The 13,386-nt window shown below is 42.5% G+C and carries 20 protein-coding genes; 2 read left to right on the plus strand and 18 right to left on the minus strand.

Features of this window, described 5'->3' with window-relative positions; all coding sequences use genetic code 11:
- Position 1 precedes the first annotated feature (1 nt).
- The 13 genes from A6J60_RS11785 to A6J60_RS11845 form a co-directional block, all read right to left on the minus strand.
- A complete protein-coding gene (locus A6J60_RS11785; RefSeq protein ID WP_096064655.1) occupies positions 2-301 on the minus strand; it encodes a hypothetical protein in 300 nt (99 codons plus the stop codon).
- Position 302: 1 nt separating this feature from the next.
- A complete protein-coding gene (locus A6J60_RS11790; protein WP_193778014.1) occupies positions 303-650 on the minus strand; it encodes a DUF2730 family protein in 348 nt (115 codons plus the stop codon).
- A 3-nt stretch (positions 651-653) separates the two neighbouring features.
- Entirely contained in the window at positions 654-875 is a 222-nt protein-coding gene (locus A6J60_RS11795) for a TraR/DksA C4-type zinc finger protein (RefSeq protein WP_096064657.1), read from the minus strand.
- Between the two features lie 2 nt (positions 876-877).
- Positions 878-1,060, minus strand: coding sequence for a hypothetical protein (locus A6J60_RS11800; protein WP_096064658.1), 183 nt, complete (start codon positions 1,058-1,060; stop codon positions 878-880).
- A 27-nt stretch (positions 1,061-1,087) separates the two neighbouring features.
- Positions 1,088-1,744 carry a M15 family metallopeptidase gene (locus A6J60_RS11805; protein ID WP_264755562.1) on the minus strand — a complete coding sequence of 219 codons (657 nt, stop codon included), beginning with the start codon at positions 1,742-1,744 and terminating at the stop codon, positions 1,088-1,090.
- 92 nt (positions 1,745-1,836) lie between these two features.
- Positions 1,837-2,109: an HU family DNA-binding protein gene (locus tag A6J60_RS11810; RefSeq protein ID WP_096064659.1), complete on the minus strand. Its 273-nt coding sequence runs from the start codon at positions 2,107-2,109 to the stop codon at positions 1,837-1,839.
- A 54-nt stretch (positions 2,110-2,163) separates the two neighbouring features.
- Entirely contained in the window at positions 2,164-2,346 is a 183-nt protein-coding gene (locus tag A6J60_RS11815; RefSeq protein WP_153048558.1) for a hypothetical protein, read from the minus strand.
- Positions 2,347-2,363: 17 nt separating this feature from the next.
- Positions 2,364-2,627 (minus strand): hypothetical protein, encoded by a 264-nt coding sequence (locus A6J60_RS11820; RefSeq protein WP_096066147.1) that lies wholly within the window; start codon positions 2,625-2,627, stop codon positions 2,364-2,366.
- A 9-nt stretch (positions 2,628-2,636) separates the two neighbouring features.
- The gene (locus tag A6J60_RS11825; RefSeq protein WP_096066148.1) at positions 2,637-3,266 is read right to left on the minus strand and encodes a DUF3164 family protein; all 630 of its coding nucleotides are present in this window, start codon (positions 3,264-3,266) and stop codon (positions 2,637-2,639) included.
- Positions 3,267-3,308: 42 nt separating this feature from the next.
- Positions 3,309-3,536 carry a hypothetical protein gene (locus A6J60_RS11830; protein ID WP_096066149.1) on the minus strand — a complete coding sequence of 76 codons (228 nt, stop codon included), beginning with the start codon at positions 3,534-3,536 and terminating at the stop codon, positions 3,309-3,311.
- A gap of 43 nt (positions 3,537-3,579) precedes the next feature.
- Positions 3,580-3,969, minus strand: a complete 390-nt coding sequence (locus A6J60_RS11835; RefSeq protein WP_096066150.1) for a Mor transcription activator family protein — start codon at positions 3,967-3,969, stop codon at positions 3,580-3,582.
- 10 nt (positions 3,970-3,979) lie between these two features.
- Positions 3,980-4,522: a regulatory protein GemA gene (locus A6J60_RS11840; protein ID WP_096066151.1), complete on the minus strand. Its 543-nt coding sequence runs from the start codon at positions 4,520-4,522 to the stop codon at positions 3,980-3,982.
- Between the two features lie 3 nt (positions 4,523-4,525).
- The gene (locus A6J60_RS11845; protein WP_096066152.1) at positions 4,526-5,434 is read right to left on the minus strand and encodes an AAA family ATPase; all 909 of its coding nucleotides are present in this window, start codon (positions 5,432-5,434) and stop codon (positions 4,526-4,528) included.
- 33 nt (positions 5,435-5,467) lie between these two features.
- Here A6J60_RS11845 and A6J60_RS11850 point away from each other — a divergent pair, with 33 nt between their 5' ends.
- Positions 5,468-6,040, plus strand: coding sequence for a hypothetical protein (locus A6J60_RS11850; protein WP_096064667.1), 573 nt, complete (start codon positions 5,468-5,470; stop codon positions 6,038-6,040).
- Positions 6,041-6,069: 29 nt separating this feature from the next.
- Here A6J60_RS11850 and A6J60_RS11855 read toward each other — a convergent pair whose 3' ends face one another.
- The gene (locus tag A6J60_RS11855) at positions 6,070-8,076 is read right to left on the minus strand and encodes a transposase domain-containing protein (protein ID WP_227526142.1); all 2,007 of its coding nucleotides are present in this window, start codon (positions 8,074-8,076) and stop codon (positions 6,070-6,072) included.
- An 18-nt stretch (positions 8,077-8,094) separates the two neighbouring features.
- Positions 8,095-8,334 (minus strand): helix-turn-helix domain-containing protein, encoded by a 240-nt coding sequence (locus tag A6J60_RS11860; RefSeq protein WP_096066154.1) that lies wholly within the window; start codon positions 8,332-8,334, stop codon positions 8,095-8,097.
- Between the two features lie 186 nt (positions 8,335-8,520).
- Between A6J60_RS11860 and A6J60_RS11865 the strand changes: the two genes are divergently transcribed.
- Positions 8,521-9,243 (plus strand): XRE family transcriptional regulator, encoded by a 723-nt coding sequence (locus tag A6J60_RS11865; protein ID WP_096066155.1) that lies wholly within the window; start codon positions 8,521-8,523, stop codon positions 9,241-9,243.
- 235 nt (positions 9,244-9,478) lie between these two features.
- Here the strand turns inward: A6J60_RS11865 and A6J60_RS11870 are convergent, their stop codons facing one another.
- The 3 genes from A6J60_RS11870 to A6J60_RS11880 all read right to left on the minus strand — a co-directional run bounded on the left by A6J60_RS11870 (position 9,479) and on the right by A6J60_RS11880 (position 13,171).
- Positions 9,479-10,309 (minus strand): potassium transporter TrkG, encoded by an 831-nt coding sequence (locus tag A6J60_RS11870; RefSeq protein WP_227526143.1) that lies wholly within the window; start codon positions 10,307-10,309, stop codon positions 9,479-9,481.
- Between the two features lie 154 nt (positions 10,310-10,463).
- The gene (locus tag A6J60_RS11875; RefSeq protein WP_096066156.1) at positions 10,464-11,114 is read right to left on the minus strand and encodes a potassium channel family protein; all 651 of its coding nucleotides are present in this window, start codon (positions 11,112-11,114) and stop codon (positions 10,464-10,466) included.
- A gap of 326 nt (positions 11,115-11,440) precedes the next feature.
- Positions 11,441-13,171 carry a proline--tRNA ligase gene (locus A6J60_RS11880; RefSeq protein WP_096066157.1) on the minus strand — a complete coding sequence of 577 codons (1,731 nt, stop codon included), beginning with the start codon at positions 13,169-13,171 and terminating at the stop codon, positions 11,441-11,443.
- Between the last annotated feature and the right edge of the window lie 215 nt (positions 13,172-13,386).

The raw sequence follows: 13,386 nt of genomic DNA on the forward strand, positions 1-13,386 counted from the left end.
CTTAATACTTCGGATTAGGCTTTTTAACACCATCAACGACGCTCACGCCGTTTGTAACATCAAGACCACGCTGGGTGATTGTTGCTACTAATAAGTCAGAGCCTGTCACATCAATATGATTTACTTTAACCAGCCCTTGCTCCTCAAGCCACAGCATATGGTTACGCACTAAGTCCATGCTGATACTGTGACCGTATTGAGCGAGGCAGGTTTGCAAGATGTTTTGGTTGGCGTCGTTATTGCAAGCAACCAATGCTTGAAGCAGTGCTAGGCGCTGATCTGCTATAATTAAATTGGTCACGCTATTTATCTCCTTTGTTTACTTCTTTCTCAACGAGCAAATCAACCAGTCGAGACAATCCTTTAATGCTGGAACGTAATGCATATGTTTCGCCCCTCATTTCTTTGATGGCCGCTTGCAGCCCCATTAGGTCTTTGGCTGAGGGTAGATGTTGTAACTCTTGTTCCACTTTATCGACTCGATTTTCCACTTCATCAAATTTTAGATTGAGATAATCTAAGCCTTCTTTAATCTCTACTTTACGTGCATAACGTGCATCTAGTATCAAATACACGATAGAGCCAACTGTACCGCATAGCGTCAAAAACACTGCCCAATGAGCTGTAATGTATTCAAAGATTTGTCGCACCAGCTATCCTTTTTTTTCATAGTCTTGCTGGCAACCAATACAGCGCAAAGTCAGCCCCAGCTTGACTCGTTGTGGCTCTACCAGCTCGCCACAGTCAATACACTCATAGTCACCATCACTGTTTTGATTGTGAGTTGTTATGACTTGTGCTTTCGCGTGTGCAATAGCTAATTGCTGTGCCAGCATAATATCTTGCTGTTTTTGTGCATAATCGACGTTATCCATAGCTATCTTTTGTGTCTATATGTTTTGTTAAAGAGTAACCACGCCGTTGCACCCAATGTAATCAATGCGCCAACTGCTGTATCAAGCTGTTCCGCATTGAGTAAACCGCTTTGTACCAAGTTAGTACCTAGACCGATAAGCGAATAACGGATGATGGGGAATAAAATGCTGTCTTGCTTATCCATGTTAGATTCCTAATAACAAGTTATTTGCTAAATTTGAAAGTGGGGGTTATCGTACTCACCACGCTCATGCCAACGGCTATCGCCATCCCAATTACCGCCCCACGTTATATCAATACCAAGTTCTGCACCCGCTGCATACATGGCTTTAGCGACTTCTTCAAATAAGTCGATGCGCTCCCAGACAGCATTCGTGTAGGGTGCGGGGAACACATCAACCGCATGACCATAACCATCTGCATGCGCACGGTGTTTAGATCCCAGCGGATTGTTTAGCCACGTCACTTTTCGTACTTTAGGTTTTGCGTATTTAACAGGTACGCCTTTAGCTCGCAATTGACTAGCCGTTCGACCTTTCCCGTACATTTCCCACATCTTCTCTTTACTACGTACACCATCGATCACTTTAAATGGGGTCGTAGTAAGTTCAGCAGCACGGCGCACGACTTTAACTAAATCAGGATGCACACCTTTAAGCTTGGCATCCCAGTCATCCTTCCAATCACCGGCAGCAGGTTTAGCTGGTTCGACTTCTTTTAATCCACTGTCAGCAATCATTTGATTAAATGTCTTTAATGTCTCTTTACCTGCGACACCATCGACTGCTAAGTTGTAACCAAGTCGTCTTAGTGTGTGTTGCATCTGTAAAACGTATCTGTCACCCATATTTACTCCAGTCATAGACATAAAAAAACTCTAACTAATGTGTATTAGTTAGAGTTTATCGAGTGTGTGACTGTGAGGTTATTAAACTGGTTTACTGATTAAATAAGGAGTTATCAGTTGACCGCTTCATCTAAGCTTTTACCAGCTTTAAATTTGGCCACGTTTTTAGCAGGGATTTGCAAAGATTCGCCAGTCTTAGGGTTACGGCCAATACGTGACTTACGCTTTGCAGTACTAAAGGTGCCAAAGCCAACCATTTGCACGTTATCACCATTTGCTAGTGCTTCTGTTACGCCATACTCAAACGCTTGTAGTGCAGAGCGAGCTTGCTCTTTTGTGATACCAGCGTCTTCTGCCATTTTGTTAATTAGATCTTGTTTATTCATCGTTTTATTCCTTAATTTAGTTTGATTTACCAGTACCCGACTGGTGGCGGCTAACTATAACTGTTTAGGTTGTTTGGCTTGCAATGCTTTACCTAACTTTTTACCGAATCGCTCTATTTTGCGTCTTACTAAAATTCGAAAAAGTAAATCTTCTTCCTCAAGTCTAAGCTTTCGTTGAACACCACCGATATAAACCAAGTTCCCATGTTGTTCATAGAAAGGAAATACTTTACGCATTTTGCTAATCTTCATTTCTACCCCCAATTTTCACAATATTCACGAAGCTCTGTATTATTCATTGCCATTAGCTTTTTGAATTTACGTTCATCAAGCCAAAAGCTGATACCGCCTCTGTCATCAGCAGCAAAGCGATTGATAAACCACTCTTTAAAACTTCCATCCCAATAAACGTGCATATTTAATGCATTTAAACGTTTATTGAGAGGTTGCACATGCTTAATCAAACGGCTCTCAGCAGCTTTGACATCAGCTATCAGGGCACTCATAGTTTTAGCCATCGAAGTCTCCTATACCTTGCTAAAGTCTAGGGTGATTTGCTGATACTTGCCTTTTTCATCACGCTCATAAAAGCGCATATATTCAGTGCTGCTAGTTACTTGCATAGCATCCGCAATGGCTTCCATTGCTTTTTCCCACTTGGGATGCTCAAAGTTGTGACGGCGTAGGCCAAGCACACGCTGGGTGCTAACTTTACCTTCTTTATCCACTTGGAACGCATCATTAACTAGGGTCATAATCTCTTTGGCACTGCTTGCACCCCATTCTTCAATACATGCGTGAACAAGGTTTTGGGCTATCTGCAAGCGTTCATCAAAGACAATATGATCTTGGATAGCAATCTGTACTTTGTATTTACCGTCAAAGCTTGGCAGACTGACATTGCCTTTTTTACCACCATATTCAGTGTCATATTCAGCAGCAGACAAGTCCAAAAAGTCTCTAAAATCAGCAAATAAAGAGGCCTTAATATCCTGCATCACACCTCGTAAGTGCTTGGCATCCTTAATCATCATTTTGACTTGCTCATCTCGTAGCCTATCAATAGGTTTTATCTTATCGATAGGCACGTGATAGCCTTTTTCGTTGAGCATATAGCCTGCTGGCACTTGTTCTTGATGTTCTTGATAATGAGTCATACCGCAATTCCTTTTATTATTAAATAAGTTATATCTGGCTACTTACTGTGCAAACCACAGCATCAGTTGCATAGCCAGCACCAGTACTAACATTGCTACCCCCACACGCAGCCACAGATGCACTGTGTCTACATGACGCTTCATCTGTGCAATATCACGCTCAAGCGCATTGCGTCTGTTGTCTGCACGCAACCAGTCTTGGATGCTTCTCTCTTTACCGGTTTTAGCGGTTTTGGCAGGTTCAATATTTTCAATATATTCATCTAACATCGTCTTATCCTCTTAATGTGTTTTAAACGTCTTTAAAGCTAATTTAAAACAGGTTTGGTTGGTTTTTATCTTGCATCTGTTTGCGAACACGCTTTATCACTGCATATACCCAAGCTACGCTACAGCCAAACTCTTTTGCTAGCTGATTATGATTGCTGCCGTCAAACTTTTCGTACATCTCCATATCTCTATTGCTTATCTTCACGCTCAAAGTAATAGGGATATACACTTGCGTACCGCCAGCTTGCTCAGCAAAAGCTAAGGCAACATCTACGCCAAGCTTGTTAGCTACGATTGGTGTAAGACCATAGTGCTTAACACCGACATGGGCGACTGTGCCCGCCAAGTCTTTGATCAATTCAGGAGCGGATACATCAAACACATCAAGCGACATACCAGCCGCACTTACTTCTTCTTTTTTTATATCCGCCATGATTAACCCCTTACTTGTCGTTTTTCAGTTTTTGTAGTCGCAACTTATCTTCTTCTCGTTGCTGCCAGCTTTTTAGTGTTTCGATTAACTGCCAAAGTTCTCTATCATCAGCACCACGCAAGTTGATAATCAGCGGCTTATCATCCTGCTTGCGCTGTTTGTTAAATAGCTTACGTGCAAAGGCATTTAACGCATTGTCACTACCGTCTTTCACAAAGCCCTGCTGGTGCATCGTGATCCACAGCGCTTGGACTTTGCCTAGCATAGGCCGTTCAATCCTTTGCTCATCTTTATTGCGGACAGAGTTGTCTTTTTTACCACTGTACTTACCACGTCTGGCCTCAAAGCCTTTACTACGCATCTCATCAATCACGCCGTTAAGCTCAGCCAAAGTCATGTTTTTGATGCTACGCTTGGCACTGCCACTGGCACGCTGGCTAACGTTAGCCAACATATCTCTGTAAGTCGCATCATCCAGCTGTAGCGCATGCATGCCAGTCTTTATAGTGCGTTTGAGCTTGTTCTTATAGATAGTCGTCGTATTAGTCGTCATAACTCACCCCATTTGCTTCTGTGCTGATAAGATCAGCGGTAGCGTGATTGGCTCATTGCGAGCCTTGGCAGTTAGTCCTGCAAGTTGCAAGTAGTTGGTTAGGGCACGCAATGAGCCAGCACCTTGACCAATGCTATATAAGGCATTCATCAGCTTGGTGTCAGACAGCTCAAGCCCCCAAGCCTGTGCTACTGCATCGATATCCTTTTTGCTGTTCTGTTGTACTGATTGTCTTTTGGCGTTACGACTCCAAAGCCGTGCAAACTGGTGACGCTGGTTAAATCCGCCTTGCATTTGCGTGTACACTTTGTCGTTACCAATCAGCATAAAGCCGACTTCACTGTCTTCTTGCAAGATGCGTAATTCTTCCAATACTTTCAGTGGCAAGTGGTCAGCTTCATCAATAATCATCAAGCCCTTAGTGCCAGACAGCTTCGTCTTTAAGATACGTGACAGTTTGCCTGCACGTTTTGGCGCATCAGTAATGCCAAGCTCCAATGCCATCTCGTACAGCACTTCATTGATAGTACAGATGCTAGGGCGGGCGGTTATCATCCACACATTGTTGTTGGCTTTGGTATATTGGCGAGCCGCTTGCGTCTTACCGACACCAGATGCGCCATAGACAACGCCCATCTTGCCGAACATCTTCAAAAAGTCGCAGTCAGCAAATATCTTTGTCGCAGTAGGTGTCTCTACAAAGTCAGGAGCAGAGACAAACGTAGCAGTCTGCTTTGTTTGTGCGTCATACCAGCTTTGCAGTGACGCCTCCAGCTTCTCGTTATCACCTTTATAACTACCCTTAAAAAAGCTGCTTAACGCACCAGAGCTAAAGCCACATTCTTTGGCAACTTGGGTTTGAGTTAAGCCTTTTTCTTCTATCAGTTGTTTTACTTGATCTGTTAATGTCATAATATTTTCTCTCTTCTATTTAAGAGGTTCGTTATGCTTAAGTTTTATAATACGCCACTCACCGTATCCAACAGCTTTCAAAATATGTTTTACACCTTTCACGAGATGCAACGTATTGCTTTTGAGGGTTGGAGTGATGAGGACTTTATTAATCTAAAAAGATGCCTTTTAATTGTAGGTAGCGATGAATTTTACCGATGGGAGCATGCCAACAAAAACGAGATCTTTTCTTTTTGCCTTGCTGATACAACACGGCGCAACAAGACAAAAAAGTGGCAAACCCCTGTCGCTCGTCTTTTGTTAGCTTGCACACGTTGGCGAATGCTCTGCTATTCACAAGAGTTGCAATCTGAGCTTGAAGATCTTGAAAATTTTGAGTCTGTATCTGAGATGAAAGAAATTCAAATGTCGGTGCAGTTAGTAGCCGACTGTCATGCAATTTTTGACGGTATTCCTGTGCTTCCTCCCGAAGCTGGTGGTCTTCTAGACGACTTAAATCAAACCCCTTGGTCTTTTTGGCAGAAGATTGTTGCAACTGATTTTGGTCAGCTTCTGCTTTCAGACATGGTGCTAGACGGTGATCACTATCGTTTGAAAGATTTTTAGTTTGCATTGGGTTTTTTGCTTGTGTTGTCTTACTCATCACTCATCTCCTTTTTTAACATTGCTATATAATTCATATAGTCATCTTGATGTTCCCACTCGTCATCTGCATCAGCTGTCTGCTTCCGCACCGTATTTCCTTCTATTCTCATAATCTCAGTAATACTTGGTATTGGAGGTGCATCATCTTTCACCTCAATCGCCGCTTCAAGCTCCGCATACTGTCTCTTAGTCATCTTCAACTGTGCTTTAGCAGCAGCTTTCTCATGTCTAATACGCTGTCTAAGATCTCTACTGTGCTCACGAGCCTTAGCCGTATCACCAAAGGCGACTTTCTTGGTACAAACTGCTTCAGCCAAAAACCTACCATCCAAGCTATATACCAGCACATTCTCATGTAGCTTTTGAGGATCAAAGCGGATAACCACTTTCTTATGATGACTACCGATTAAGTCCACCGCCTCATAACGGTTTTTCTGTCCATCAATGCTACCGCCAGAATGAGACTCAAACGTACCATTGTGTTTCAACGTCACCGCCTCACTGGTTAGCATTAGCAGGCGCATCTGCTCAGTGGTGGCACGGCGTATCGTCGCTTGTGCATAATCACGCTCAAACACTTGGTTAAAGCTATACCGCTTTAAACACAATTCAGTATCACGCCCCTCACGGTTGTTCCAAAGATCAACTCCCTTATCCAATGCGGTAATAAAGTCTTCATAGCTTGCTCCACGTTTACCACCGTGATAATTATCAGGCTTATCTTTAGCACTACCACCCGTGTTATGTCCTCTAAGTAGCATGTCTTTATCTACCGTTTCACCAAGGCCGCCGTGACTAAATGCACGTTCAATTGGTTTTGCCTGACCATGCCCTTTGCCATAGTTCACACTCGTCCAATGCACCTTGATACCAAGTATTTTCAAAATCCCATCAGGCTCGTCCTCTTTCACTTTGAAGCGGTAACGGTTAGGCACGCCACCTGTCATCTTCTTGTTAGCAGCCGCACGGGTATTATCAATAGTTGCTTCACGAGGTATGCCGTAGCGATATATCAAATCCATTAAAGATAAACGGATAGTGTCAGTGTTTTCAGACTTATCAGTACGGTAAGCAAGTATCTTGCGAGTACGCACGTCTTGCCAAAACCACGTCACTGGTCTGCAAATCTCCCCATCAGGAAACTCAACAAACACATTGTGTTTGTAGCCATCGCCATTAATCCACTCCATAGCCTCAAGTGACTCAACACTACGTTGTAGAGATGGGTACATTTCAAACAGCTTATGATCTCCTTGACGTAGTAACACTTGCTGGGTCATCGGCACTTCACGCTTAAGCTTACGCTTGACACTGCTAAGACTAGGTATCGTCCAACCATGCTCTTTTGCTAAAAGTTTTAAACGCTCGTAGCAAGTACCCATCTGTGGACGTTCAAGGCGTAAGTAATCTGCTTTAAACGCCTCCCATGCTTCAGGGGTAAAGTCCGCTTGACGCTTTTTGCTTTTGTGATAGTTACCGATTAATATTGGCAACCAATCACTACGCTCAAAGTTGCGTACCTTGTAATACCAGCGCTTTAATGAGCCTTTGCTAACACCGGTATCGGCAGCAACTTGCTCAATCGCTTGCACAGTACCCATGCCCGTGTTGATTAAGTCATCAACAGCAAAGCAGTTACCCACTTGTTCAGTAGCTTTCTGTTTTTGCTTAGCTGTAGCATCCTCCCAGCCACTCCAAAGCACTTCTGGCAAATAGTTTGCCTGTTTAGGTTCATCTGCCTGTTTGGGCTGATTGTCTTTTGCTTCACGAGCTTGTTGCTTTGCTACCTGCTTGGCAACCTTGATATGGATTTCGTTTTGAGCATCCTCAGGCAGGCTTTCAAAGGCGTATTCAAGACCACCACCACGCCCAACCCGTTTTCGAGTAGTCCAGTTGCTTTTTTTTGCTTTTTTCATGACACCCACACGAGTATGTGGTAAACTTTTTAACTGTAAATCCGCCAACTCCTGTGCTGTATAACTTGTTTCTAGGTTCACAATCTATCTCCAAGTTAATTAACCTGTATAACGAGTCGGCCAAATATCTTTAGGCTCAACGCCAATTGCCTCAGCAATAATACGTTCAGCTTTTGGATAGGGACGATACAACGCATTGCGTAATGCACCACGACTGTACCCGTGAGCCTCAGACAATGCAGACATATTAGTCCCACTTTTTTTAAGCGATGCGATAATCTCCGCTTGGTGCCAGTCTTCCACCACTGGCGCTTTTTTTTCGGTTTGATTTGTACGCATTTAATAACCTCATTTACTTATTGCTTGTGTATATAATACCTGTAACAAGGTTATTAATCAAGTAAAAAACCCTGTAACAGGTTATTTTTATTACAAAAATACCTCTTTATAATCTAAAACGCAATTAAAACAAGTACTTAAAGAACCTGTAACAAGGTATATTAGGTCATTAAAAGGTTACATCTTATGAGCCAACAACCTGTAACGAGTATCTTTGATAGAAAGGTTTTTGCAGATCGACTAACTAAGGTTAGAAACAATGCGAATCTAACTAGAGATGAAGTGGTTGCTTTATCTAATAACGGTTTTGCTCGTAGCTCACTGCAAGCCTGGGAGGTGGGTGATAGAGAGCCTAAAATTGACAATATATTTGAATTAGCAAAAATTTATGGTATTAGTCCTCATTACTTAATATTTGGTGATACAGAGGCTCAACCACTACAGCAGGTAGCATCTGACTCAGAAGCGGTTAATGATGATGAGTACGTTCATATACCTGCATATGACATCGCTGTCAGTGCAGGGCATGGCATGTTCAGTGATGGCGCTATTAAACCCAGCAAATACCTAGCGTTTCGCCGCCGTTGGGTTCAAGCAAGAAGCTTAACAGTTAAATGCTTGGCAGTGCTATTCACAGAAGGTGACTCAATGATTCCTACCATTCCAGAGAATGCAGCTATCGTCATTAATAGAGAGCGCAACCAAGCGCTGGATGGCAAAGTGTACGTCATCCGCATTGATGACAGGCTGTATGTCAAGCGTACTCAGTGGATACCGACAGGCGGGCTAAGGCTTATCAGCGATAACAAAGCCTATGACAGCTTCGATATATCCAAGCAGGATATGCAAGCTAATGATATTGAGATATGCGGTCAAGTCATCCATGCCAGTTACGATCTTCCTGACTAATCTTTGCCCACGAAAAAGGGCAGCCTAAGCCACCCTTTTAAAACTCATTTAAACATCTTTTAAAGCCCGTCAGCGTATTCCCATTTTAACTGGCTATATCGCCCTAAATCGGCTGGTGTGCTAAAATGAGAATAATTTAAAACGTCGAACTTTTGAATCTTTCAAACCTTGGAATTACGTGGACTTCATGGGGCTTGTCCCATCTATTCCCGCATAGTTTAACTTATTCCCATATTTAGTGATTGGTTACAGTAGCCGGATTGTTATGCTCTAATAACCAAAATAGCATAAAGGCAATCAGGTTTAAGCCCAGCGTTGATACCAAGATTAGTTTGGTATTGATATTAATCTTGTGCCAACTGCGGTTATCAGCCAAGTCTTTAATCACCAAAAATCCGAGTCCGCCAATAATAATTAAGCTGGTAATAATAAAGTTAATACCAGCATGGTCGACATAGCCACTTAAGCTGTCACTTGATAGGGCAAAGCCTGCGTTATTAAAAGCTGAGATGGTATAAAAGAAGCCTTGATATAACGCCTGACCCCATGACATTTCTGGCAAAAAGCATAAGGTTAAACCAATAAATCCAATCATCTCGACACAGATGGCAATCATAAATACCGACTTGGCGGTGTTGGTAATTTGGCTAAAGCTGGTTTCGGCAAAGGCTTCGCGGGCAATTTTTTGACTAGTGAGGTTTAATCGGCGCTGCAAACTAAAAAAGGCCAGTACCGCAAAGGTCATAAAACCCAGCCCCCCGAATTGAATGAGCACAATAATCACCAACTGCCCAAAATAGGTATAGTTGGCAGTATCAACCACGGCCAATCCGGTGACGGTGACTGCAGAAGTAGCAGTAAACGCAGCTTCTAGCCAACTGACTGATTCAATCGTAGCAAAAGGCAGTTTTAATAATGAGCTGCCTGTGGCAATTAAAAATAAGAAGCCCACAGCAAGAATCATGGGCGGTGACAGCCACAGATGACCGTTATTATTGGGCATCATTTTATTTTTTGCAGTATTGCTTTTTGACGTTATCTTTTTAGGCAATGTTTGGTTGGGCATGGTGTGGGCCTTTATGCAACTAAAGATATGGCTTAAGGTTTAACGTAACAGCGCAGAATAAGAGTCAAACAACAATCATTTTAGTGCTCAAGTTTTGGGTGCTACTGTTCTAACGCAACTGTTGAAGCACGACGCAAGTTAAGCACGACGCAAGCTAGGCAATAAAATACTTAGCCAGTAGCTTTAGGTCTTCTACCAAACCGGCATAAATCAAGCAATCAGGGTATTGCACTATCATAGAGTCATCAAAATCACGTAGGATTTCTTTATCACGAATGACTAACACCAAAGGCGTGTAAGGGTGTTTGTTTTTGATTTTGCCAATAGTTTTTGGTTCCCAGTTCTTAGGAATATCAATGCGAACCATATACTCTTTATTGCCCAAAGATAAATACTGCTTCATCATAGGGTAGGCCATCGCTTGAGCAATACGAATGCCCATGTCTTGTTCTGGGTGAATGATGTTTTCGACTCCCAAGCTATCTAGGATGTCATGATGGGCATCGGTTTTAGCTTTTACCCACAGGTTTTTCACTGGCAGTTTAATTAAGTTTAAGGTACACAATAAGCTGGCTTCTAAGTCGTCACCGATACTGACAATGACCCCATCAAATTGGCTAAGATTGAGCTCTTTTAAGGTCTCGTTGTCTGTGGCATCTGCAATGACGGAGTGACTTAAAATGTCACTCACTTTGTTTACTTCTTGCTCATCCATATCAATGCCTAGCACTTCGTTGCCTTGATTTTGTAGTTCAAAGGCACAAGCACGTCCAAAGACACCCAGTCCGATTACTGCAAATTGCATGGTATGGTCACCTTATAGCTGAATGATATTGTTACTATCAAATGGTTTAATATCAGGTTGTTTAATATCAATAATGAAGTAAGGTTTAAAGCGTCCACTAAGCGGATAAGCGCAATGAGTTTAACTGTGCTTAATGGCGCTTAAAGTTGTATTAATTACGATTATAACGCTAAACTTATTGTTGTAGATAAAAAATTTGTGTATTCGATAACTAAAAAGCACAAAAAAAGAACGCCTTGATAGTCAAGACGTTCTCTTATTTGTGCTATTAATTTAACGAGGCGCTTAATGAGATGCTTAATAAGACACTTAATATGAGATATCGATTAAGCTTCTAAAACAGCCAATAATTCATCACGGCTAAGTAGCTGCTTTTCACCATTACGGCGATCCACATACTCGTACTTATCTTCTGCTAAGTTGCGATCTGATACAACGATACGATGTGGAATACCGATTAGTTCTAAATCAGCAAACTTGACACCAGGACGCTCATTACGATCATCAAGCAACACATTTAAGCCTTTTGCTTTTAACTCTTCATAAAGTGCTTCAGCGGTATTGATTACCGTATCTTGTTTTGATTTCATCGGTACGATGGCAATATCAAATGGTGCGATAGAGTCTTTTGGATCTGGTGTTTTGGCCCAAATGATGCCATTGTCATCATGATTTTGCTCAATCGCCGCTGCGATGATGCGACTGACACCGATACCGTAACAGCCCATCATAAGGGTCACTGGCTTGCCGTCTTCACCCATCACAGTACAGCTAAGCGCTTTAGAATACTTATCGCCTAACTGGAAGATATGACCCACTTCAATACCGCGCTTGATGCTTAAGGTACCTTTACCATCTGGTGAAGGGTCACCATCAACCACGTTACGGATGTCAACGACCTTGGTGATTTGTGCATCTCTATCCCAGTTCATGCCGGTAGTGTGCATGTCATACTCATTGGCACCTGAGACGAAGTCCGCCATAGCGGCTGCAGCACGGTCGACATACACAGGGATATCAAGATCAACACCAATATAGCCTTTTTTCAGTCCCGCCGCTTTCATCTCTTCTTCAGTAGCGAAGGTCAGTGGTGTTGCCACTTCAGCAATTTTCTCAGCCTTGATTTCATTTAAAGTATGGTCGCCACGAACCACTAAAGCGATTAATTGTGGCTCGCCTTCAGTGCCGTCTTCGTTCAGCTGATGACCTTTTACGATTAAGGTTTTTACTGTTTTTGCTAGTGGGATATCTAAGAAGGCCGCTAAGTCTTCATTGGTTTCAATTTTTGGCGTTGACACATCTTTTCTGTCTTCTGAAGCAGCAGGGCGCTCATCAAAGCATACCGCTTCAGCCAGCTCAACGTTGGCTGCAAAGTCTGAACCATCAGAGAAAGCAATCGCATCTTCGCCACTGCCAGCTAATACGTGGAATTCATGTGATGCTGAGCCGCCAATAGATCCTGTATCGGCCAATACCGCTCTAAAGTTTAGACCAAGACGATTAAAGATACGGGTGTAGGCCTGATACATATCTTGATAGGTTTGCTCTAATGAGGCCTGGTCAATATGGAATGAGTAGGCATCTTTCATGGTGAATTCGCGGGCACGCATGATTCCAAAGCGTGGGCGAATCTCATCGCGGAATTTACTTTGAATTTGGAAGAAGGTCATAGGCAGCTGTTTATAGCTACGTAATTCGCCACGGGCTAGGTCAGTAATGACTTCTTCGTGGGTAGGGCCTAATACAAAGTCGCGGTTATGGCGGTCTTTGAAGCGTAGTAGCTCTGGGCCGTAGTCTTCAAAGCGACCAGACTCCTGCCATAATTCAGCAGGCTGGGTCATAGGCATATACACTTCTTGCGCGCCGATGTTTTGCATCTCTTCACGCACAATTTTTTCTACTTTTTGTAATATTTTAAGCCCCATAGGCAACCAGACGTAAAGGCCAGAAGCAAGCTTACGGATAAGCCCAGCTCTAAGCATCAACTGGCTTGATACGATGTCTGCATCACTTGGGTTTTCTTTTAAGGTAGCAAATAAAAACTGGCTGGCTCTCATAATGGACTCGACTTTACTTAATGTAGTGAAATGACACAGTAACAAAAATAATCTGTAAATGAATGTGGTTTGGTTAAAACTTAAGCTTTAAATTAGTGTTAAATAAATAATCAGCAACACTGTGACGGTTTAATATTTCATTGATATCTAACACAAGTAATCGATATCTAACATAAGCTGTCTAAAATAAAAATATAAACAAAATCTAAATTAGA

The organism is Psychrobacter sp. FDAARGOS_221, assembly GCF_002313155.2.
In the GTDB taxonomy this organism is placed as follows: Bacteria; Pseudomonadota; Gammaproteobacteria; order Pseudomonadales; family Moraxellaceae; genus Psychrobacter.

Bases quoted from the DNA above. Each gene is read 5' to 3' on its own strand.
- A6J60_RS11860 (WP_096066154.1), bottom strand. From the start codon at position 8,334: ATGCGTACAAATCAAACCGAAAAAAAAGCGCCAGTGGTGGAAGACTGG.
- A6J60_RS11815 (WP_153048558.1), bottom strand. From the start codon at position 2,346: ATGCGTAAAGTATTTCCTTTCTATGAACAACATGGGAACTTGGTTTAT.
- A6J60_RS11850 (WP_096064667.1), top strand. From the start codon at position 5,468: ATGCTTAAGTTTTATAATACGCCACTCACCGTATCCAACAGCTTTCAA.
- A6J60_RS11800 (WP_096064658.1), bottom strand. From the start codon at position 1,060: ATGGATAAGCAAGACAGCATTTTATTCCCCATCATCCGTTATTCGCTT.
- A6J60_RS11870 (WP_227526143.1), bottom strand. From the start codon at position 10,309: ATGCCCAACCAAACATTGCCTAAAAAGATAACGTCAAAAAGCAATACT.
- A6J60_RS11845 (WP_096066152.1), bottom strand. From the start codon at position 5,434: ATGACATTAACAGATCAAGTAAAACAACTGATAGAAGAAAAAGGCTTA.
- A6J60_RS11825 (WP_096066148.1), bottom strand. From the start codon at position 3,266: ATGACTCATTATCAAGAACATCAAGAACAAGTGCCAGCAGGCTATATG.
- A6J60_RS11835 (WP_096066150.1), bottom strand. From the start codon at position 3,969: ATGGCGGATATAAAAAAAGAAGAAGTAAGTGCGGCTGGTATGTCGCTT.
- A6J60_RS11830 (WP_096066149.1), bottom strand. From the start codon at position 3,536: ATGTTAGATGAATATATTGAAAATATTGAACCTGCCAAAACCGCTAAA.
- A6J60_RS11840 (WP_096066151.1), bottom strand. From the start codon at position 4,522: ATGACGACTAATACGACGACTATCTATAAGAACAAGCTCAAACGCACT.
- A6J60_RS11805 (WP_264755562.1), bottom strand. From the start codon at position 1,744: ATGTCTATGACTGGAGTAAATATGGGTGACAGATACGTTTTACAGATG.
- A6J60_RS11795 (WP_096064657.1), bottom strand. From the start codon at position 875: ATGGATAACGTCGATTATGCACAAAAACAGCAAGATATTATGCTGGCA.
- A6J60_RS11810 (WP_096064659.1), bottom strand. From the start codon at position 2,109: ATGAATAAACAAGATCTAATTAACAAAATGGCAGAAGACGCTGGTATC.
- A6J60_RS11875 (WP_096066156.1), bottom strand. From the start codon at position 11,114: ATGCAATTTGCAGTAATCGGACTGGGTGTCTTTGGACGTGCTTGTGCC.
- A6J60_RS11820 (WP_096066147.1), bottom strand. From the start codon at position 2,627: ATGGCTAAAACTATGAGTGCCCTGATAGCTGATGTCAAAGCTGCTGAG.
- A6J60_RS11880 (WP_096066157.1), bottom strand. From the start codon at position 13,171: ATGAGAGCCAGCCAGTTTTTATTTGCTACCTTAAAAGAAAACCCAAGT.
- A6J60_RS11865 (WP_096066155.1), top strand. From the start codon at position 8,521: ATGAGCCAACAACCTGTAACGAGTATCTTTGATAGAAAGGTTTTTGCA.